Source organism: Microbacterium petrolearium (assembly GCF_054782875.1).
The window spans coordinates 88255-108497 of record NZ_BAAGRQ010000005.1; the positions used below are offsets into that span (position 1 = coordinate 88255).

The window sequence follows — 20243 nt, forward strand, 5'->3', positions numbered from 1 at the left end:
GGCGCCGGTCAGCGGCGGCGCGGCGCGGGAGTCGGAGCCGGGGTCATCGTCTCCGACACCGGCGGCAGCGTGCGCGCGAGGGCGAGGAGCACGCCGGAGGCGAGCAGGACCGAGATGAGCGAGGTGCCGCCGGACGACAGGAACGGCAGCGGCACGCCCAACACCGGGAAGACCCGCAGCACGACGCCGATGTTGATGAGGGCCTGCCCCACGATCCACACCGTGATGCCGCCCGCGACGACGCGCACGAACGGATCGTCGGTGCGCCGGATGATGCGGAACGCGCCGTAGGCGAACAGCGCGAACAGGGTGAGGACGACGGCGCAGCCGATGAGGCCGAGCTCCTCGCCCACGATCGCGAAGATGTAGTCGTTCGCCGCCGCCGGCAGCCACTCGTACTTCTGCTTGGAGTTGCCCAGGCCCACCCCGAAGACGCCGCCCTCGGCCAGCGCCCAGATGCCGTGCAGCGGCTGATAGCAGGAGTCGTAGTAGTCGGCGCACTCGGAGTCGAGGAAGCTCATGATCCGCGCCATGCGGTTGGGGCTCGTCACGGCCAGCGCGAACACACCGACGATGCCGACGAGCACGGGGAGGATGAAGATCCGCAGCTTGACGCCCGAGAAGAACAGCGCGCCCAGCACGAGCAGCACGAGGATCATGGCCGTGCCGAGGTCCTCGCCCGCCAGCACCGTGCCGATCGCGAGCAGTGCCACCGGCACGAGCGGGATGAACACGTGCTTCCAGTTCGCCAGCAGGGTCCGCTTGCGGTACAGGATGAACCCCACCCAGAGCGCGAGCGCGAGCTTGAGGAACTCCGAGGGCTGCAGCGTGAAGCCCGCGACATCGATCCAGTTGCGGTTGCCGCCGGACTCGTAGCCGAGCGGGGTGAACACGAGCAGCTGCAGCAGCACCGCCGCGATGAGCGCGAACCACGAGATCCTCTTGAGGAACGCGATGGGGAACCGGCTGACGATGAACATCAGCGGGACGCCCACGAGCGCGAACAGCCCGTGGCGGATGGCGGCGTCGTACGGCCCGCCGCCGGCCGTGATGGAGGTCGCCGACGTGGCCGAGAGCACCATGACGGCGCCGAAGCCCGTGAGGATCAGCGCGGTCGACGAGATGAGCAGGAACTCGACGGGCGCCGCCGCGAACGCCTGACCGAGCGAGACCCGCGCCAGCAGGCCGCGGCGCGGGCCGGGCTCGTCCGTCCCGCGCGCGTCAGCGGCCGCCGGAGGACGCGTCGTCGTGCTCATCGCGCGTCCCCCTCTCGATCCATGCCCTCACGGCCTGTGCGAATCTGTCGCCGCGGTCGTCGTAGCCGCGGAACTGGTCGAATGAGGCGGCGGCCGGTGCCAGCAGCACCACGTCTCCGTCCCGCGCGACCTGCGCCGCCAGCTCGACGGCCCTGGTCATGACATCCTCAGTCTGGGTGTGGTCCACCTCGAACAGCGGCACCCCGGGCGCGTGTCGCCGGAACGCCGCGACGACCTCGCCCCGCTCCGTTCCGATGACGATGGCCGCCTTGCTCCCGGGGCCGCGGGCCGCGACGAGGTCGCCGATGTCGACGCCCTTCAGCTGCCCGCCGACGATCCAGATCGCGCCGGGGAACGCCGCGAGCGACGAGGCCGTCGCGTGGGGGTTGGTCGCCTTGGAGTCGTCGACCCAGGTGATCCCCTGCGCGCGCGCCACGACCTCGATGCGGTGCGGGTCGAGGCGGAAGCCCCGCAGCGCGTCGCGGATCGCGACCGGCTCGACGCCGAGCGAGCGCGCCAGCGCGGCGGCGGCGAGGATGTTCGCGACGACGTGCGGGGCCGCGAGGTCGCGCTCCGCGAGCTCGGCGAGCGTCGTGAGCTCGAGGGCCGAGGTGCGGCGGTCGTCGAGGAAGGCGCGGTCCACGACGATGCCGTCGACGACCCCGAGGTCGCTCGGTCCCGGCACCCCCAGGTCGAATCCGATCGCGCGCGCGCCCTCGACGACGTCGGCGTCCTCGACCATGCGCCGCGTCGCCTCGTCCGCCTTGTTGTAGACGCACGCGACGCGGGTGTTGCGGTAGACCACGGCCTTGGCGTCGCGGTAGGCCTCGAAGGACCCGTGCCACTGCAGGTGGTCGTCGGCCAGGTTGAGGCACACGCTCGCGTGCGGCACCGGCTGGCCCTCGAGCGCGCTGAGGCCGAGGTACCAGAGCTGGTGGCTGGAGAGCTCGACGACGAGCACGTCGAAGCCAGCCGGATCGCGCACGGCATCGAGGATGGGCACGCCGATGTTGCCGCAGGGCGCGGCGCGCAGCCCGCCGTCCTTCATCATCGTCGCGGCCAGGCGCGTGGTCGTGGTCTTGCCGTTCGTGCCCGTGACGAGCACCCACTCGGCGGGGGTGCCGTCGGGCCGGAGCACCTTGTCGCGCACCCGCCACGCGAGCTCGATGTCGCCCCACAGCGCCACGCCCCGCTCGAGGGCCCAGCGGATCACGGGGTGCGACGGCGGGAACCCGGGCGAGGCGACGATGAGCTCGGGATCGAAGGCCTCCAGCTCGGCGGGCACCTCATCGAGCGGACCAAGGTGCAGCCGCGCGCCGATCACGGGCACGAGGCGCGCGTACTCCTCCTCGGCCTTCTCGCTGACGACGAGCACGTCGGCCCCGAGCTCGGCGAGCGTGTCGGCCACGGAGAATCCGGTGGCGGCGAGCCCGAGCACGGCCACGCGCAGGCCGGACCAGTCGGCGCGCCAGCTCGTCAGGGTCGCGAGGCGATCGGCGGCGTTCACAGGAGGCTCAGCCATTCGACGTACATGAGGCCAACGCCCATGACCGCGAGGATGCCGCCGATGATCCAGAACCGCACGACGATCGTCACCTCGAGCCAGCCGCGCAGCTCGAAGTGGTGGTGCAGCGGGCTCATGAGGAACAGCCGCTTGCCCTTCGTCGCCTTGAAGTACAGGCGCTGCAGCACCACGGATCCCGGGCCGAGCATGAACCCGCCGGCGATGAGGATGCCCAGCAGCTCGGTGTGCGTGAGCACCGCCATGCCCATCACGGCGCCGCCGATCGACATCGACCCCACGTCGCCCATGAACACCTGCGCCTTGGGCGCGTTCCACCACAGGTAGCCGACGAGACCCGCCACGACGGCGGCGGCGATGATCGCGAGATCGAGCGGGTCGCGCACCGTGTAGCACGCCGACTGGTCGACCGCCGCGAGCCCCTCGCCCGTGCACGCCTGGTTGAACTGCCAGTACGCGATGAGGCTGTAGGCGCCCATCACGAAGATGCCGATGCCGGCGGCCAGCCCGTCGAGGCCGTCGGTGAGGTTGACGGCGTTCGAGAACCCGACGCCCAGCAGCGCGAGCCACGCGAGGTACAGAAGCCAGCCCAGCACGGGAGCGACGAGCGCGAACGACAGCCAGGGCAGCTCGCGGAAGAACGACACGCCGAAGCCGCCGGGTGTCTGGCCCCAGTCGTCGGGGAAGGCCTGCGCGGCGACGGCGAACGGGATGATCACGAGGATCTGGCCCACGATCTTCTGCCAGCTGCCGAGCCCGCCGAAGTGCTGCTTGCGCACCTTCAGCCAGTCGTCGATGAAGCCCACCGCGCCGAAGCCGAGCATGAGCCAGATCACGAGCAGACCGGACGGCGTCGGCGGGTTGTTGCCCGCGTAGCAGCCGACGAGATAGCCCAGGATCGTGCCGGCGATGAAGATGACGCCGCCCATCGTGGGCGTGCCGCGCTTCGCGCCGTGATTGGGGTTGCGGGGGTCGTCGGGCGTGCGGATCACCTGCGCCCAGCCCCACCTGCGGAAGAACCGCAGGAAGACCGGCGTGAGGAAGAGCGTGAACGCGAACGAGATCGCGGCCGCCGTCAGGAGTGATCTCACGAGAAGGATTCTCCCAGACGATCCCCCAGGAACCGCAGGCCCGCCGCGTTCGACGACTTCACGAGCACGCGGTCGCCGTCGCGCAGCTCGCCCATGAGGTAGTCGTAGGCCTCGTCGGCGGTCTCGAAGAACACCGCCTCGCTGTCCCACGAGCCCTCGGCGATGACGGACAGGTACAGCCCGCGCGCCTCGCGGCCGACGACGACGATGCGCGGGATCCGCAGGCGCACCGCGAGGAGCGCGACCTTCGCGTGCTCGGCGTTGTCGTACTCGCCCAGCTCGCTCATCGCACCCAGGACGGCGACCATGCGCTCGTCGGGACCCGTGATCTGCGCGAGCGTGCGCAGCGCCGCGTGGTACGAGTCGGGGCTGGCGTTGTACGCGTCGTTGATGATGCGCACGCGCTCGCTGCCGAGCACCTGCATGCGCCAGCGCTCCGCGAGCTCGAGCTCCTCGAGCCGCGCGACGGCGTCGTCCGGGGCGACGCCGAGCTCCGTGGCGGCGGTGATCGCGGCGAGGGCGTTGACGACGTGGTGGGCGCCGAGCACCCGCAGGCGCAGCGGCAGGGTGCGGCCGTCGACGGAGACCTCCGTCGCCGTGCCCGCGGCCGTCACGGTCGCCTCGCCCGCGCGCACCTGGGCGCCCTCGTCGCGGCCGAACCAGCGCACGTCCACGCCCCGCTCGGCGGCGATCGTCGCCATGCCGGCCACGCGCGGATCGTCGGCGTTCAGCACCGCCACGCCGCCCGGCCGCACGGCGCGCACGAGCTCCGACTTGGCCTTCACGGTCTCCTCGATGCCGCCGAAGCCGCCCGCGTGCGCCATGCCGACCATGAGCACCACGCCGATGTCGGGCGTGACGAGCCCGGCCAGACGCGCGATCTGCCCGGGCGCGTCGGCACCGAACTCGCTGACGAGGAACCGCGTGTCGTGCGTGACCCGCAGCATCGTGAGCGGCGCGCCCACGGCGTTGTTGAACGACGCCACGGGCGCGACCGTCTCGCCCTCGGGACCCAGGACGGCCGCGAGCATGTTCTTCGTCGTCGTCTTGCCGTTCGATCCCGTGATCCCGACGATCCGCAGGCGGCCGCCGGCGCGCACGCGCGCCACCACCTCGCGGGCCAGTTCGGCCAGCGCGGCGACGGCGTCGGCCACGACGATCTGCGACACGGGCTCGTCGACGGGCCGCTCCACGATCGCGAGCGCCGCGCCGTTCTCGATCGCCTTGCCGACGAACAGGTGCCCGTCGGTCGCCTCGCCCGGCTTCGCGACGAACACGCCGCCGGAGCGGATGGCGCGCGAGTCGGTGTCGACGCCTCCCGAGACGACGGTGTCGGGGGTGTCGGAGCCGTGCGGCCGCAGGTCGCCGCGCACCGCGGCGGCGACCTCTGCCAGGGTCAGGGCGATCATCTGGACCTCCGCGCGAGCGCGCGCATCAATACTTCGGGAAGAGGTGGGGTTCCCCGGTCGAGGGCATCACGCGGTAGTGCTTCAGCACCTGCGTCATCGCCTTCTGCATCGCCGGGGCCGTGGCCGCAGACGACCTTACCTGAGTGGGCTCATCGAGGGTGACCATGACGACGTACTCGGGGTCCTCGGCCGGGGCGAAGCCGACGATGCTCGTGAAGTAGACGCCCGCCTTGTAGCCGCCGCCCTCGGCCGGCTTCTGGGCGGTGCCGGTCTTGGCCGCGATGCGGTAGCCCGGCACCTCGATCTGCTCGGCGATGCTGCCCTGCGCCGCCACGTTCTCGATCATGAGCGCCGTCTCGGCGGCGGCCTGCTCGCTGATGACCTGCTTCGGCTCGGGCAGCTCCGGCTCGACCACCGTGCCGTCGGCCTTCGTGCACGACTCGACGAGACTCAGGGGCTGCTGCAGGCCGCCGTTCGCGATGGCCTGATACGCGCTCGCCACCTGCGGCACGGTGGTCGTGAAGCCCTGGCCGAAGTTCGTCGCGTAGTACGTCTGGTTGTCCCAGTTCTCGGCGGGGTGCAGAACGCCCGGCTCCTCCCCCTGGAAGCCGATCGCCGTGCGCTGCCCCACCCCGAACTTCTCGAGGTAGTCGTGGCGCACCTGCGCCGGCAGCTTCTCGCCGAACTTCGACATGGCCACGTTGGACGAGTCGATCAGCGCGCCGGCGAGCGTGTAGTTGTACGTCTCGTGCGAGAACGGGTCTCCCACCGCCGCGCCGTTCGGGAACGTCTCGCGCCCGGCCGCCGGCACGGTCGACATCGGCGTGGCCGCCCCCTGGTCCAGCAGCATCGACGCGGTGATCGGCTTGAAGGTCGACCCCGGCTCGAACGTCGTCGTGAAGATGCGCGAGCCGCGGTCGGCGGGATCCGACGCGAGGACGTCGTTCGGATCGAGCGCCGGGTACTCCGCCGCGGCGCGGATCTTGCCCGTGGCCACCTCGACCACCGTCACGGTGCCGCTGAGCGCGCCCATCCGCTGCGTCTCCTCCGCGATCATCTCGCTGAGGTACCACTCCAGGTCCGCGTCGATCGTCATCTGCAGCGTGCCGCCGTCCTGCGCCGGCTCCACCGTCTCGGTGCCGGGGATGCGCACGCCGTCGGGGCTCTGCTGATAGGTCTCCCGCCCGTTCGAGCCCTGCAGGCACGCGTCGCCGAGCAGCTCGTAGCCGGCCAGCGCCTCGCCGTCGTTGCTCATGAACCCCAGCAGGTTCCCGCCCACGGCGCCGTTCGGATACACGCGGGACGGCTGCGGCGCGAAGGTGATGAACGGCAGCCCGAGCTCGACGAGCTCCCGGTACTGCGCGGTGCTGACGCCGCGCTTGATGTACGCGAACCGCGACTCGGGGTTGTCCGCGAGGGCGTCGGAGACGATCTTCTCCAGATCCGCCGGATCCTGGCCCGTGACCTGCGCGATCTGCCCCGCGAAGTCCGCGAACGGGACGATCTCCTTCGTCTTGCCGTCGTCCGAGAGCCGCTCCATGCTCGTGGCCAGCAACGGGTCGATCTGCGCGTCGTACAGCTGCGTGCTGCTCGCCAGCACCGTGCCGTCGGCGTCGACGATGCTGCCGCGATTGCCGTAGAGCGTCCGCTCCCCCGCGAGGCCCATGGCCTGCGCATCGCCGACATGGTCGTCGGCGTTCACCACCTGGATGTCGACGAGGCGGACGAGGAACGCGGCGAGCACCGCGACGACCGCGAACAGCGCGATGACCGTGCGCTGACGCGGCGTGCGCTCCGACCTCGAGGTCATGGGCGATGCTCCTGTCGTGTCACCGGGTCGCGGGGCTCGGAAGCCCCTCGGTCAGGGGTGGGATCTCGGATCCGGACGGCGGCGTCTCCGCGCCGGTCGCGGCGTCGCCGCCGATCGCGCCGCCCGGCGCCTCCTCGGCGGGCACCGCCCCCTGCAGCGAGCGGCCGGGATCGGTCACGAGCGGCGTGTCGCCCACGAGCGCGTTGCCGATCTGCGGGTCCTGGGCCGACACGGAGGAGGTCCCTTCAGCGGCCGCGCCGGAGCCGATGATCGCGGCGTCGCTCAGGCGCAGGTACGTGGGCGCGCCGCCGACCACCATGCCCAGCGCGGCGGCGTTGGCCGCGAGGTACTGCGGCGAGTTCAGGCCGGCGACGGCGTCCTCGAGCGCCTGCGCCTCGAGCGAGAGCTCGCGCTGCTGCTGCGTCAGGTCGGCCACGCGGTAGCTGTCCTGGGTGGTGAGCACCGACAGCGCCATCTGCGCGACGGCGATCGCCACCGCGCCGCCGACGGCGACGATGGCGTAGACCATGCGAGGGCGCCGGCGCGGCAGGGTCGATTCAACCGGCCGCAGGCGGCGCTCGGGCGCCTCGTCGCGGCGCTCGGGCCGCGCGACGTGCCGCGACGGCAGGGCGGGGAACTGCTCGGCCAGGCTCATGCGGCCTCCCTCAGCTTCTCGAGCGCGCGCAGGCGCACGGGCTTGGCGCGCGGATTGCGCTCGGCTTCCTCGTCGCTCGCCTGCTCCGCGCCGCGGACGAGGGCGCGGAACCGCGGGGCGTGCTCCGGGAGCTCCACGGGCAGCCCCCGCGGGGCGCTCGAGGCGATGGCCTCCGCGAACAGGCGCTTCACGAAGCGGTCCTCCAGCGACTGGTACGACAGCACGACGATCCGGCCTCCCACCGCGAGCGCGTCGAGGGCGGCGGGGATCGCGCGCTCGAGGGCGGAAAGCTCGCCGTTGACCTCGATGCGCAGCGCCTGGAAGACGCGCTTGGCGGGGTGGCCTGCGTTCTTGACGGCGGCCGGCGTGGCGTCCTGCAGGATGTCGACGAGGCGACCGGAGCGCTCGATGGGCGCCTCCGTGCGCGCCCGCACGATGGCGCGGGCGTAGCGGGCGGCGAGCTTCTCCTCGCCGTAGCGCTCGAAGATGCGCCGCAGGTCGCCCTCGGCGTAGGTCGCCAGCACGTCGGCGGCCGTGGGGCCGCCCGTCGGGTCCATGCGCATGTCGAGCGGCGCATCCTGCGCGTACGCGAAGCCGCGCTCGGCCTCGTCCAGCTGCAGCGACGACACCCCGAGGTCGAAGAGGATCGCGTCGGCGCGCGCGACGCCGGCGTCGTCGAGGGCGGAGCGGATGCCGTCGTACACCGTGTGCACGAGCGTGATCCGGTCGGCGAACGGGGCCAGCCTCTCCCCCGCGATGCGCAGGGCATCGGGGTCGCGGTCGAGGCCCACCAGCCTCGCCTGCGGGAACCGCTCGAGGAACGCCTCGGAGTGACCGCCCATGCCGAGGGTGCCGTCGACGTAGACGGCGCCGGGGGCGCGGAGCGCAGGGCCGAGCAGCTCGACGCAGCGCTCGAGCAGGACGGGGGTGTGGATGTCGCGGAGGTTCATGATGTCGGGGCCCTGCTCCTCTGGCTCTGATCCCCATCCGCTCGACCTGACACCGGGGAAGTGGGGTCAGGGCGCGTCGGGTGAGGGTCACAGCCAGAGGGTCAGAAGAGGCCGGGGATCACCTCCTGCTCCATCTCGGAGTAGTTCTCCTCGTTCGCGGAGAGATAGTCGTTCCACGCCTGGGCGTCCCAGATCTCGGCGTGCGCGCCGACGCCCGTGACGACGAGCTCCTTCTCGAGCCCTGCGTACTGGCGCAGGTGCTGGGGCACCGTGATGCGGTTCTGACCGTCGGGCGTCTCGGCGCTCGCGCCGGAGAGGAACATGCGCAGGAAGTCGCGCGCCTGCTTGTTGCTCAGCGGCGCCTGCCGGATGCGCTCGTGCACCTGCTCGAACTCCGACGTGCTGAAGACGTAGAGGCAGCGTTCCTGGCCGCGCGTCACGACGACGCCGCCGGCGAGCTCCTCCCGGAATTTGGCGGGGAGGATGACGCGGCCCTTGTCGTCGAGCTTGGGGGTGTGTGTGCCCAACAGCATCGGCCTTCACCCCCCTCATCGTCCGGCCAACCCGAGGTGCGCCCCACTTTACTCCACTTTCCCCCACCCGCAAGGGTCAAGAGCATCTTCGCACGACAAAGAAGCCGCCGCCTTCCCCGGAAACTCAAGGGAAGGCGGCGGTGGAGGCCGGTGGAGGGCGAGTGGAAGGATCAGCCGGACGCGGCGGCAGAGACGACGAAAGCCCCGGCCGCGATGGCCGGGGCTTTCGTCGAAGTGGAGGGGAAGGGAGTCAGCCGCCCTGTCGGCGGCGGTCCCAGCGCTCGTTCATGCGATCCATGAACGAGGCGGATCCGGCCCCGCCGCCGGAGGGACGGCGCGGCGCGGAGCCCGGGGCGATCGGGGGCGCGGCGGAAGGGCTGGTGGCGAGCACGACGCCCACGAGCATCGCGACGAAGCCGATGACGCCGAGGACGACGCCGAGGACGATGTTGGACTGCCACAGGGCCACGCCCGCGATCACGCCGCCGAGACCGACGAGCGCGATGATCGCACCGATGACGAGATTGCGGTAGCTGAGCGCGCGGCCGGCATTCGAGGCGTTGACGACGTCGGTGTCGTTCTGCATGAGATGGCGTTCCATCTCGTCGAGCAGACGCTGCTCCTGTTCGGAGAGAGGCATCCGGTCCCCCTTGTGCTTCGCTCGCCCCAGTCTATCGCCGGGTCCTCTCACTAGGCTAGGCCCCGTGCAGCCTGCCGACGACCTCATCGCGGACATCTCCCAGCGTTTGGATAGCTTCGTCGCAGACCGCAGGGCAGAGGCCTCGGAGCACGGCGACGAGGCCGTGCTCATGGTCGACCACGCGGCCGCCGCCCTGCGCGGCGGCAAGCGTCTGCGCGCCCGATTCTGCGCCGCCGGCTGGCGAGCCGTCGCGGATCGCGACGGCGCGCGCGCCGCGCGCGAGGCCCTGCTGCCGGCCGCGTGCGCGCTCGAGATCTTCCAGGCCGCCGCCCTCGTGCACGACGACCTCGTCGACAACGCCGACACGCGCCGCGGCCGCCCCTCCGCGCACCGCGCGCTCGAGGCGGCCCACCGCGCGGCCGGCTGGGCGGGCGATGCGGCGGCGTTCGGTCGCTCCGGCGCCCTGCTCGTCGGCGACCTGCTGGTGGCCTGGAGCGACGACCTCATGGAGGACGCGCTCGCGCTCTCCCCCACCACGGCCGCAGCCACGCGCGCCGAGTACGCCCTGATGCGTCGCGAGGTGACGATGGGCCAGTTCCTCGACCTCGCCGAGGAATCGGCATGGCGCACGGTGCCCGACGGCGATCACGCGGCCCGCGCACTGCGGGTCGCCTCGCTGAAGTCGGCCCGCTACAGCGTGGAGCAGCCGCTCGTGATCGGCGCCGCGCTGGCCGGCGGCGAGCCGGACCAGCGCGCGTCGCTGGGCGACTTCGGCCGGCGGCTCGGCATGGCGTTCCAGCTGCGCGACGACGTGCTCGGCGTGTTCGGCGACGCGGCGGAGACGGGCAAGCCGACCGGCGACGATCTGCGCGAGGGCAAGCGCACGGTGCTCATCGCGTGGGCGCGCGAGAGCGTGCCCGGCTCGGTGCGCCGCGTGTTCGACGAGCTGCTCGGCGACCCGACGCTCGACGACGGCCAGATCTCGATGCTCGCCGACGCCATCCGCCGCTCCGGCGCTCTCGATCGCACGGAGGACGCGATCGCGTCCTACGCACGCGAGGCGGATCGCGCGCTCAGCGGCGCCCGGCTCGACAACGCGGCCGTCGGCTCGCTGCGCGAGCTCGCGCGCGCCGCCACGCAGCGCACGTCCTGAGCGCACGCCTGACCGCCGCGAGGCGTCGAGTCGCCGGGATCAGGCGAGCGCCTGCGCGACGCGGCGCACCTCGGCCTTGCGGCCGGCCAGCAGCGACTCGATCGGCGCGACGCCGAGCGACTCCTCCGGCGTCAGCAGCCAGTCGATGGCCTCGTCGTCCGAGAAGCCGACATCGTGCAGCAGGATCGCCGTGCCGCGCAGCGACGACAGCGGCCGCCCGTCCACGAGGAAGACCGACGGCACCTTGAGGATGCCGTCGCGGCGCGATCCGACGAGCGCGCGCTCGTCCAGCAGCCGGCGCACGCGGCTCACGGTCTCGCCCAGCAGCTCCGCCACATCGGGGAGCGGCAGCCAGTCGGTCGGGTACGTCGCAGGAGTCTGATCCACCACGCCGCCATTCTCGCACTCCGGGGGCCGACCGGAGTCTCGCCCGGTGCGCCGAGTACTCGTCCCACCAGTCTCAGAACTCACTCCAGTCACACCACCCTCGCCCGCTAGCACCAGTTGACACGGATATACATGTCTGACACGGTGTGTCTGGAGATCGCGAGGGGGTCAGTGATGCGTGGAACACGACGCAACTCGACGGACGGCGCGCGAGCGCACCGCACGATGCTGGCGACGGCGCCGGTCGCGATCGTCGGATCGCTCGCCGGCGCGATGTACGCGACGCCGGCGCACGCCACCGCCGAGCAGCACGTCGTCGAGGAGGGCGACACCATCACGCGCATCGCCATCCGCAACGGCCTGCGCACGATCGACGTCCTCGTGTGGAACGGCCTGCGCACGACGAGCACGATCCATCCCGGCCAGGTGCTGCGGCTCACTCCCCCGTCGGCGGGATCGGTGCCCGTGCCCGCGCCGTCCGACCCCACGGTGCACACCGTCGCCGCCGGCGAGACGATCTGGTCGATCGCCCGTCAGCACGGCATGACCGTCGAGGCGCTGCTGGCCGCGAACGGACTCAAGGCGTCGGCAGTCATCTACCCCGGCCAGAAGCTCGCGCTCACGACCCCCGCGCCCACCCCCGCCGCAGCGCCCGCCCCGGCTCCGGCCGCCGCGGCACCCGCGCCCGCCGCGACGACGCACACGGTGGCGCCCGGCGAGACCGTGTGGGCCATCGCCAGGCAGCACGGCATGAGCGTGCAGGCCATCCTCAGCGCCAACGGGATCAGCGACGCCGCCGTCATCCACCCGGGCCAGCAGCTGCGTATCGGCGCCGCGCCGGCGCCGGTGCCCGCCGCCGCCACGACCGCGATCTCCCCCGCGGCCGGCGCCCCCGAGGCGCAGGCCGATGCACACGTCGTCGAGGTGGGCGAGACGCTGTGGGCGATCGCGCAGAAGCACGGCGTGGCCGTGTCGACGCTGCTGCGCGCCAACGGCCTCTCGGACGGCGCCATCATCTACCCGGGTCAGAAGCTCCTGCTGAGCATGCCGCAACCGGCCGCCGCCGACGCGCAGAGGCACGCGACGCTCGACGCCGAGCAGACCGAGCACGCGCGCCTCATCATCCGCGTGGGGCGCGAGGTGGGAGCCTCCGACCGCGCCATCGCCACGGCACTGGCCACGGCGATGGTCGAGTCCGAGCTCCGCAACGTGCACCACGGCGACCGCGACTCGCTCGGCCTGTTCCAGCAGCGACCCAGCCAGGGCTGGGGCACGCCCGAGCAGATCCTCGATCCGGCCCGCGCCACCAAGGCGTTCTTCGGCGGCCGCGGCGCCCCCAACGGCGGCGAGCCGCGCGGGCTCTACGACATCGCCGGCTGGGAGGGCCTGTCGTTCGGCGACGCGGCCCAGGCCGTCCAGATCTCCGCCTTCCCCGAGCGCTACGGCCAGTGGGAGCAGCAGGCCTACGCCTGGCTCGCGACGCTGGGCTGAGCGGCACGATGGGGTGGGCGCGCGCGGTGCGCCGCTGGCCGGGTTGCCAGGCCGCCTTCCGTAGACTTCTCCCGTGAGCACGAGCCAGCAGGTCGACCCCCTCATCGGGCGGCTTGTCGACGGCCGGTATCGTGTGCGGGCGCGGATCGCGCGCGGCGGAATGGCGACGGTCTACGTCGCCACCGACCTGCGACTCGAGCGCCGCGTGGCCCTCAAGGTGATGCACGCGCATCTCAGCGACGACAGCGTCTTCCAGAGCCGTTTCATCCAGGAGGCGCGCTCGGCGGCCCGGCTGGCCGATCCCCACGTCGTCAACGTGTTCGACCAGGGCCAGGACGGCGAGCTCGCCTACCTCGTCATGGAGTACCTGCCCGGCATCACGCTGCGCGAGCTGCTGAAGGAGCAGAAGCGCCTCACCGTGACGCAGACGATCACCGTGATGGACGCCGTGCTCTCGGGCCTCGCGGCGGCGCACCGCGCCGGGCTCATCCACCGCGACGTGAAGCCCGAGAACGTGCTGCTGGCCGAGGACGGCCGCATCAAGATCGGCGACTTCGGCCTCGCGCGCGCCACGAGCGCCAACACCGCCACGGGCGCCCAGCTGCTCGGCACGATCGCCTACCTCGCGCCCGAGCTCGTCACGCGCGGCACGGCCGACGCCCGCAGCGACATCTACGCGCTCGGCATCATGCTCTACGAGATGCTCGCGGGCGAGCAGCCGTACAAGGGCGAGCAGCCCATGCAGATCGCCTACCAGCACGCGACCGACTCGGTGCCGCGGCCGAGCGTGAAGAACCCCGGCGTGCCCGAGCAGCTCGACGAGCTCGTGCTGTGGGCGACCGAGAAGACGCCGGACGAGCGGCCCTCCGACGCGCAGGAGATGCTCGAGCGCCTGCGCGAGATCGAGCGCGAGCTCGGCATCGCGCCGCTCGCCTCGCGCACCCGCGCGATGCCCGAGGTCGACCGCGGCGACGCCGAGGCGACCAAGGTGCTGCCCTTCGCCGCCACGACCGCTCTGACCGACGACGTGCCGCGCAGCACCGGGCCGGTGGCGCCGAGCGAGGACAACTCCTCGCGCCTGCGCCGGGCGAGCGCGCGACGCACACGCAGGGGCGGCCTGCTCGTCGCGCTCGTGCTGCTGTTGGCCGCGGCGGCCGGCGGCGCGGGCTGGTGGTGGGGATCCGGCCCCGGCTCGCAGGTGGCGGTCCCGCAGGTGCAGGGACTCGCGTACGACGAGGCGGCGGCCGTGCTCGAGGAGCACAACCTCGTCGCCGAGCGGCGCGACGTCCACAGCGTCGACGTGACCCCCGGCGAGGTGATGGCCACGGATCCCGATGCGGGAGCCCGCGTGGATCAGGAGACGGTGGTCACGCTCGAGGTCTCGATCGGGCCCGCCGAGGTCGCGATCCCGAAGCTCACCGACATCCCGCAGGCCGAGGTGACGGCGCAGCTGGAGGCGCTGGGGCTCTCGGTCATCGAGGTGCGCGAGTACTTCCTCGAGCCGGAGCGCGGCAGGGTGAGCAACGTGCGGATCCAGCCCAGCGGATCCGACGAGGTCCTCGACTGCATCGACGGCTGCACCGCGCACGAGGGCGACGGGGCGATCCTGTCGGTCTCGCTCGGCCCCGTGCCCGATGTGACGGGCCTGAGCGTCGACTCCGCCACGGCCACCCTCACCGAAGCCGGTCTGCAGGTCGCCGGCGAGCGGCAGAAGCAGTACAGCAGCGACATCGAGGCCGGCCGCGTGATCGGCATCGTCCCCAAGGACGGCGTGTGGGCGCGCGACGAGACCGTGACGCTCATCGAGTCGCTCGGCCCCGAGCTGTTCGAGGTGCCCGATGTCGCCGGCATGACGCGCGACGCGGCGGCGCAGACCCTGCGCGATCAGGGCTTCGAGGTGAGCTACAACCCGCTGTGGAACACGTTCCCGGACGCGTGGACGGACGTCACCGGCACGGATCCCTCCGCCGGCGACCGCCGCCAGCGCGGCACGACCATCCAGCTCCTCATCCGGACGAGCTCGCCGATCTGATCCGTCGCGCTCGGCTGTCCACCGGTCGGTTGCTGAACGGAGCGCCGAAGGCCGCGACCAGCGCAACTCTTCTGGTTGGGGTCGTGCGGGGTGTCGGTTCGTCCACACCCGTCGTTTCCACCGGGTTATCCACAGAACGGGCATTTCGGCCCCTGGCCGGGTCTTCCGCGGGTTCGGATGTCGGTGGTGGGTGGGACGATGCGGGTATGACATTCCTCAGCGATTTCCAGGACCGGGCGGGCGCAGTCGCGTCGCTGCCGCCGGTGGATGTCGCTGTCGTAGCGGCCCTTCCCGACGAGGACGTGCTGGCGCTGCTGACCGTGGCGACGGATCTGGCGAAGACCGCCGAACGCGTCCGCGCGGTCGCAGCCGGGGTGGTCTCCGCGCGGTCGTCACGGGCGGCGGGGCACAAGGGCCTCGCGCAGGGTCGGGGGCATCGCAACGCGGTCGCTCTCGTGCAGGAGCTGTCCGGAAGCACCCGCGGCGACGCCGCCCGACAGGTGCGGGTGGGTCAGTCGCTGGTGGAGTCCGCGCTGGGACCGGGTGCTGCGCCGGATGGTCCCAGTCCCGCCGATCCGGCCGATCCGGATGCCCCGAATGTTCCGCCGGCGCCGCCGTGGCACGACCCGGTGGACCAGGCCCTGCTGAGCGGGGCCGTGACGGCGGCGCAGATGGACGCGATCCTCCGCGGCCTCGGCCAGCCACCCACCGGCTCGTCGCAGGATTCGTCGCCGGCCAGCGCGGATGCCGCAGTGGAGGCATGGCGGCTCGCGGCCGAGCAGCTGGTCGCCGTCGCGGCCGAGTGCACGGTCGAGGATCTCGCCACCGCGGCGCGGGTGTTGCGGGACCGGTTGGACCCGGAGGGTGCGGAGGCGCGGTTCCTGGCCCGGTTCGAGGCACGCTCGTTCCGGATGTGGACGGACGCGGACGGCATCGCGCACGCGAAGATCGTGTTCGACGACGACGGTGCGGCGTGGATGCGGGCCGTGATCGACGCGGCCCTGCGGCCCCGCCGCGGCGGACCCCGGTTCGTCGACGCCGACGAGGCCGCGAAAGCGCAACAGCTCACCGACGACCCCCGGACGAACGACCAGCTCACCTACGACCTCATCCTCGGGGTGCTCCGCGCCGGCGCCGTCGCCGACGCCGAAACGGTGTTCGGTGCCCGCCAGCCGGGCGTCCGCGTCGTCACCATCGACCCCACCCGCCACGTCGCCGGCGGCGGCGGCACGGGCGATGGCGCTCCCAGCGGGACCGCCGAAGTCGCCGGCAACGGTGCCGGCCGCACCGGCAGGACCGGTCCCATCCCCTGGCCCGGCCCCGGATACACCGAGGATGGCGGCCACCCACTCCCCACCCCGGCCGTCGAGCAGGCCATCTGCACCACCGGGCACACCCCCGTCACCGTCGACGCGCACGGGAACCCCCTCGACGTCGGGCGGGAACAGCGCCTGTTCACCCCGAAGCAGCGCATCGCCCTCGCCATCCGCGACGGCGGCTGCCGATGGCGCGGATGCGGCATGCCCGCCTCCTACTGCGAAGCCCACCACATCGACACCTGGGCCGCCCACGGCGGACGCACCGACACCGACCGCGGCATCCTCCTCTGCCGGTTCCACCACATGAACCTCCACCACCACCGCTTCCGCATCACCCGCGACCGCCACGGCCCCTTCCTGCTCCACCCACCCGACAGCAGCGAACCCACCGAACTCCCCACCCGCTCACCCCTGCGCTGGGCGTTGGGGCCACCACCACGCGCCGCGTGACCGGTCGCCGGCTCCGGGGGGGGCGTGAGCCACCCCGGCCGAGCGGACCGGAGCGAGCCGCGCCCCCGCACCATCAGGACCCGTGGGGCCCACCGTGGCCGGGATGCGTGGACGAACGTCACCGGCGCGGATCGTCCGCCGGCGGCCGCCGCCGGCGCGGCACGACGGTCCGGATCGTCATCCGGACGAGCTCGCCGATCGGATCCGGTGACGGTTCCCGGCTGCAGGGCTTGCATCTCAAGCGGCTTGAGGTCGCATGGTGGGGACATGAACATCTCAGAAGACACCCTCTCCTCCATCGGCGAGGTCGCGCACCGCACCGGGCTCAGCGTCAGCGCCATCCGCTACTACGCCGATGAGGGGCTCGTGCAGCCCACCGACGCGACCGACGGCGGCCATCGCCTCTACGACGTGGAGGCGATCGCCCGCCTGGAGTTCGTCCGCACGCTGCGCGACCTCGACACCGGCCTGGAGCAGGTGCGACCGGTCCTCGCCGGCACCACCTCGCTGCGCGACATGCTGGCCGAGCACCTCGACGTGATCGAGAAGCGGACGACCGACATGCAGACGAAGCGGGCCGTGCTCCGCGCGCTCGTGCGGCAGGAGGGCACGGCGGAGCGCGCGAACCTCCTGCGCAAGCTGGTGACGATGTCCGACGAGGAGCGCCAGCGACTGATCGACGACTTCCTCGACGATGTCTGCGCGGGCCTTCCGGACGAGGCGAGCAAGCAGATCCGCCGCGCCCGGCCCGTGCTGCCGCCCGACCCCACCCCGGAGCAGCTCGACGCCTGGATCACCCTGGCGGAGCTGCTGCGCGACAAGCGGTTCCGCGAGACGACCCGTTCCCACCTGCGCGATACACATGCGCACTTCCCCGGGTTCACACCCCGCGTGCAGGAGTTCATCGCCTCCGCCGGCGCCGACCTGATGCCGAGACTGGTGGCCGCCCACCAGGCGGGGTTCGCCGCAGGCGACGCCAGGGTTGCGGCCCTCGCCGGGCAGCTGGTCGAGCAGCTCGCGGAGTCTTCCGGCGTCGCGGCGGACGACGACCTCAGGCGACGGCTCGCGGCCCGCTATCGCGACCTCGACGGCGTCACCCTCGCGGCGCTCCAGGACACGGACTACAACGCGACCGAGGGCCGCTACCTCGAACTGGTCTCGATCATCAACGATCAGCCCTGCCCGGATGCGGCTCTTCTCGCCGGCGCGCGCCGAGAGCACGGCGACGGCGACGGGCCCGCGTTCCGAGAGCTCGGCCCGTGGCTGTCCGACGCGATCCTCGCGGCGCCGTGATCCCGGCCCACGCCTGAGGCGCCTACAGGCGCTCGAGCTCCTCGGCGACGAGGAACGCCAGCTCCAGCGACTGCATGTGGTTCAGGCGCGGGTCGCACAGCGACTCGTAGCGCGTGGCGAGGGTCGCCTCGTCGATGTGCTCCGAGCCGCCCAGGCACTCCGTGACGTCGTCGCCCGTGAGCTCCACGTGCACGCCGCCCGGGAACGTGCCGACCGCGCGATGGGCCTCGAAGAAGCCGCGCACCTCGTCGACGACGTCGTCGAAGCGACGCGTCTTGTAGCCCGTGGCCGTCGTGATGCCGTTGCCGTGCATCGGGTCGGTCACCCACAGCGGCTGGGCGCCGGCGGCCTTCACGGCCTCGAGCAGCGGGGGCAGCGCGTCGCGGATCTTCCCGGCGCCCATACGCGTGATGAACGTCAGGCGGCCCGGCTCGCGCTCGGGGTCGAGCTTGTCGATCAGCGCGAGCGCCGTCTCCGGCGTGGTCGACGGGCCCAGCTTGACGCCGATGGGGTTGCGGATGCGCGAGAAGTAGTCGACGTGCGCGCCGTCGAGATCGCGCGTGCGCTCCCCGATCCACAGGAAGTGCGCCGAGGTGTTGTACGGCGTGTTCGTGCGCGAGTCGATGCGCGTGAGCGGCCGCTCGTAGTCCATCAGCAGGCCCTCGTGGCCCGTGTAGAAGTCGACGGTCTTGAGCGCGTCGAAGTCGGCGCCGGCCGCGCCCATGAACTTGATGGCCCGGTCGATCTCCGTCGCCAGGCGCTCGTAGCGCTGGTTCGCCGGGTTCTGCGCGAAGCCGCGGTTCCACGAGTGCACCTCGCGCAGGTCGGCGAAGCCGCCCTTCGTGAACGCGCGGATGAGGTTCAGGGTCGACGCGGACGTGTGGTACGCCTGCAGCAGGCGCTGCGGGTCGGCCTCGCGCGAGGCGGCCGTGAAGTCGTAGCCGTTCACGATCTCGCCGCGGAAGGCCGGCAGCGTCACGTCGCCGCGCGTCTCGGTGTCGCTCGAGCGCGGCTTGGCGAACTGGCCCGCCATGCGGCCCATCTTCACGACGGGCATCGACGCGCCGTAGGTGAGGACCACGGCCATCTGCAGCACCGTCTTGACGCGGTTGCGGATCTTGTCGGCCGTCGCGCCCGAGAACGTCTCGGCGCAGTCGCCGCCCTGCAGCAGGAACGCGCGACCGGCGGCGGCCTCGGCCAGGCTGGCCTTCAGGGAGTCCACCTCGCCCGCGAACACGAGCGGCGGCAGGGCCGCCAGCTCGGCCGTCACCTCGGCGACCGCCGCGGGGTCCGCATACGCCGGCTGCTGCTTGATCGGAAGCGAACGCCAGGCATCGAGGTGGTGCGGATCGGCCATGTTCCGATCCTAATGCGCGCTCGGAACGGTCCCGACCGCGCGCGGCCCGCCCGGGCGCGGCGCGGGGCTCGTCAGGGCGTGACGGCGGCGCCCTCGCGGCGCTCCTTGGCGATCCGCGCCTTGGCGGACGAGGCGTACTCGTCGCTGTACCGCTGCTGCCCCAGCCGCTGCAGGGCCACCATGATCTCGTCGGTCACGGAGCGCAGCACGAAGCGGTCGTTCTCCATGCCCGCGTAGCGCGAGAAGTCGAGCGGCTCGCCGATCACGATGCCCACGCGCACGACGCGCGGCATCGTGGAGCCGATCGGCAGCATCTTCTCGGTGTCGACCATGATCACGGGGACGATGGGCACCTTCGCCTCGAGCGCCATGCGCGCCACGCCCGTGCGGCCGCGGTAGAGCACGCCGTCGGGGCTGCGGGTGCCCTCGGGGTAGAGGCCGAGCAGGCCGCCGCGCGCGATGACGCCGAGCCCCGTGTTCAGCGCGTCCTCCGACGCCTGCCCGCCCGAGCGGTCGATGGGGATCTGGCCGGTGCCCTTCATGAACCACTTCGTCGCCCAGCCCTTCAGCCCGCGCCCCGTGAAGTACTCGGACTTGGCGAGGAACGACATGGGGCGGTCGATCAGCAGCGGCAGGAAGACCGAGTCCATCACCGACAGGTGGTTGCTCGCGAGGATCGCGGCGCCCTCCGCGGGGATGTTCTCCTTGCCCACGATCCACGGCCGGAACACGGCCTTCACGATCGGACCGACGACGAGGTACTTGAGGAACCAGTAGAACACCGCGCGCTCCCGCCTTCCGTCGTCGTCCCGGGCGCCATCGAGCCTAAACCCTCGCGTTCGCGCGGCGCAGCGCCCACAGTGCGCTTAGAGTGGAGAGACCCATCCGAGCGGTG

Annotated in this window: 17 protein-coding genes; 5 read left to right on the forward strand and 12 right to left on the reverse strand. The window is 72.2% G+C overall.

Annotated elements, in window-relative coordinates:
• Nucleotides 1-8 precede the first annotated feature (8 nt).
• From ftsW to ACYVJ0_RS05885, 9 genes are all read right to left on the reverse strand, one after another.
• Nucleotides 9-1256 carry a putative lipid II flippase FtsW gene (ftsW, locus tag ACYVJ0_RS05845; protein ID WP_460816598.1) on the reverse strand — a complete coding sequence of 416 codons (1248 nt, stop codon included), beginning with the start codon at nt 1254-1256 and terminating at the stop codon, nt 9-11.
• Entirely contained in the window at nt 1222-2778 is a 1557-nt protein-coding gene (murD, locus tag ACYVJ0_RS05850) for a UDP-N-acetylmuramoyl-L-alanine--D-glutamate ligase (protein ID WP_460816600.1), read from the reverse strand. Before murD ends, ftsW begins: the two co-directional genes overlap by 35 nt.
• Entirely contained in the window at nt 2760-3869 is a 1110-nt protein-coding gene (gene mraY, locus ACYVJ0_RS05855; protein ID WP_460816602.1) for a phospho-N-acetylmuramoyl-pentapeptide-transferase, read from the reverse strand. Before mraY ends, murD begins: the two co-directional genes overlap by 19 nt.
• On the reverse strand, nt 3866-5278 hold the full coding sequence (locus ACYVJ0_RS05860; protein WP_460816604.1) for a UDP-N-acetylmuramoyl-tripeptide--D-alanyl-D-alanine ligase: 1413 nt from the start codon (nt 5276-5278) through the stop codon (nt 3866-3868). Before ACYVJ0_RS05860 ends, mraY begins: the two co-directional genes overlap by 4 nt.
• A 25-nt stretch (nt 5279-5303) precedes the next feature.
• Entirely contained in the window at nt 5304-7088 is a 1785-nt protein-coding gene (locus ACYVJ0_RS05865; RefSeq protein ID WP_460816606.1) for a peptidoglycan D,D-transpeptidase FtsI family protein, read from the reverse strand.
• 19 nt (nt 7089-7107) lie between these two features.
• Nucleotides 7108-7743: a hypothetical protein gene (locus ACYVJ0_RS05870; protein ID WP_460816607.1), complete on the reverse strand. Its 636-nt coding sequence runs from the start codon at nt 7741-7743 to the stop codon at nt 7108-7110.
• Nucleotides 7740-8693 (reverse strand): 16S rRNA (cytosine(1402)-N(4))-methyltransferase RsmH, encoded by a 954-nt coding sequence (gene rsmH, locus ACYVJ0_RS05875; RefSeq protein WP_460816608.1) that lies wholly within the window; start codon nt 8691-8693, stop codon nt 7740-7742. The genes ACYVJ0_RS05870 and rsmH overlap by 4 nt, the downstream gene beginning before the upstream one ends.
• A 101-nt stretch (nt 8694-8794) precedes the next feature.
• Nucleotides 8795-9226, reverse strand: coding sequence for a division/cell wall cluster transcriptional repressor MraZ (mraZ, locus tag ACYVJ0_RS05880; RefSeq protein ID WP_449854832.1), 432 nt, complete (start codon nt 9224-9226; stop codon nt 8795-8797).
• A 250-nt stretch (nt 9227-9476) separates the two neighbouring features.
• On the reverse strand, nt 9477-9866 hold the full coding sequence (locus tag ACYVJ0_RS05885; protein ID WP_460816610.1) for a DUF3040 domain-containing protein: 390 nt from the start codon (nt 9864-9866) through the stop codon (nt 9477-9479).
• 64 nt (nt 9867-9930) lie between these two features.
• On the opposite strand from ACYVJ0_RS05885, the gene ACYVJ0_RS05890 reads away from it, so the two are divergent.
• Entirely contained in the window at nt 9931-11019 is a 1089-nt protein-coding gene (locus ACYVJ0_RS05890) for a polyprenyl synthetase family protein (RefSeq protein ID WP_460816612.1), read from the forward strand.
• A 39-nt stretch (nt 11020-11058) separates the two neighbouring features.
• On the opposite strand, the gene ACYVJ0_RS05895 is transcribed toward ACYVJ0_RS05890, so the two are convergent.
• On the reverse strand, nt 11059-11409 hold the full coding sequence (locus ACYVJ0_RS05895; protein WP_460816614.1) for an Rv2175c family DNA-binding protein: 351 nt from the start codon (nt 11407-11409) through the stop codon (nt 11059-11061).
• A gap of 171 nt (nt 11410-11580) precedes the next feature.
• On the opposite strand from ACYVJ0_RS05895, the gene ACYVJ0_RS05900 reads away from it, so the two are divergent.
• The 4 genes from ACYVJ0_RS05900 (at nt 11581) to ACYVJ0_RS05915 (ending at nt 17991) form a co-directional block, all read left to right on the forward strand.
• Nucleotides 11581-12897: a LysM peptidoglycan-binding domain-containing protein gene (locus tag ACYVJ0_RS05900; RefSeq protein WP_460816615.1), complete on the forward strand. Its 1317-nt coding sequence runs from the start codon at nt 11581-11583 to the stop codon at nt 12895-12897.
• Between the two features lie 73 nt (nt 12898-12970).
• Nucleotides 12971-14929, forward strand: coding sequence for a Stk1 family PASTA domain-containing Ser/Thr kinase (gene pknB / locus ACYVJ0_RS05905; protein ID WP_460816617.1), 1959 nt, complete (start codon nt 12971-12973; stop codon nt 14927-14929).
• A gap of 206 nt (nt 14930-15135) precedes the next feature.
• On the forward strand, nt 15136-16698 hold the full coding sequence (locus ACYVJ0_RS05910; RefSeq protein ID WP_460816618.1) for an HNH endonuclease signature motif containing protein: 1563 nt from the start codon (nt 15136-15138) through the stop codon (nt 16696-16698).
• Between the two features lie 267 nt (nt 16699-16965).
• A complete protein-coding gene (locus ACYVJ0_RS05915; RefSeq protein WP_460816620.1) occupies nt 16966-17991 on the forward strand; it encodes a helix-turn-helix domain-containing protein in 1026 nt (341 codons plus the stop codon).
• A gap of 22 nt (nt 17992-18013) precedes the next feature.
• Here ACYVJ0_RS05915 and ACYVJ0_RS05920 read toward each other — a convergent pair whose 3' ends face one another.
• Both ACYVJ0_RS05920 and ACYVJ0_RS05925 read right to left on the reverse strand, forming a co-directional pair.
• Nucleotides 18014-19348 (reverse strand): class II 3-deoxy-7-phosphoheptulonate synthase, encoded by a 1335-nt coding sequence (locus ACYVJ0_RS05920; RefSeq protein WP_460816622.1) that lies wholly within the window; start codon nt 19346-19348, stop codon nt 18014-18016.
• 71 nt (nt 19349-19419) lie between these two features.
• The gene (locus ACYVJ0_RS05925) at nt 19420-20130 is read right to left on the reverse strand and encodes a lysophospholipid acyltransferase family protein (protein WP_449854822.1); all 711 of its coding nucleotides are present in this window, start codon (nt 20128-20130) and stop codon (nt 19420-19422) included.
• Between the last annotated feature and the right edge of the window lie 113 nt (nt 20131-20243).

Bases quoted from the DNA above. Each gene is read 5' to 3' on its own strand.
- ftsW (WP_460816598.1), bottom strand. From the start codon at position 1,256: ATGAGCACGACGACGCGTCCTCCGGCGGCCGCTGACGCGCGCGGGACG.
- murD (WP_460816600.1), bottom strand. From the start codon at position 2,778: ATGGCTGAGCCTCCTGTGAACGCCGCCGATCGCCTCGCGACCCTGACG.
- ACYVJ0_RS05860 (WP_460816604.1), bottom strand. From the start codon at position 5,278: ATGATCGCCCTGACCCTGGCAGAGGTCGCCGCCGCGGTGCGCGGCGAC.
- ACYVJ0_RS05865 (WP_460816606.1), bottom strand. From the start codon at position 7,088: ATGACCTCGAGGTCGGAGCGCACGCCGCGTCAGCGCACGGTCATCGCG.
- ACYVJ0_RS05870 (WP_460816607.1), bottom strand. From the start codon at position 7,743: ATGAGCCTGGCCGAGCAGTTCCCCGCCCTGCCGTCGCGGCACGTCGCG.
- rsmH (WP_460816608.1), bottom strand. From the start codon at position 8,693: ATGAACCTCCGCGACATCCACACCCCCGTCCTGCTCGAGCGCTGCGTC.
- mraZ (WP_449854832.1), bottom strand. From the start codon at position 9,226: ATGCTGTTGGGCACACACACCCCCAAGCTCGACGACAAGGGCCGCGTC.
- ACYVJ0_RS05885 (WP_460816610.1), bottom strand. From the start codon at position 9,866: ATGCCTCTCTCCGAACAGGAGCAGCGTCTGCTCGACGAGATGGAACGC.
- ACYVJ0_RS05900 (WP_460816615.1), top strand. From the start codon at position 11,581: ATGCGTGGAACACGACGCAACTCGACGGACGGCGCGCGAGCGCACCGC.
- ACYVJ0_RS05910 (WP_460816618.1), top strand. From the start codon at position 15,136: ATGACATTCCTCAGCGATTTCCAGGACCGGGCGGGCGCAGTCGCGTCG.
- ACYVJ0_RS05915 (WP_460816620.1), top strand. From the start codon at position 16,966: ATGAACATCTCAGAAGACACCCTCTCCTCCATCGGCGAGGTCGCGCAC.
- ACYVJ0_RS05920 (WP_460816622.1), bottom strand. From the start codon at position 19,348: ATGGCCGATCCGCACCACCTCGATGCCTGGCGTTCGCTTCCGATCAAG.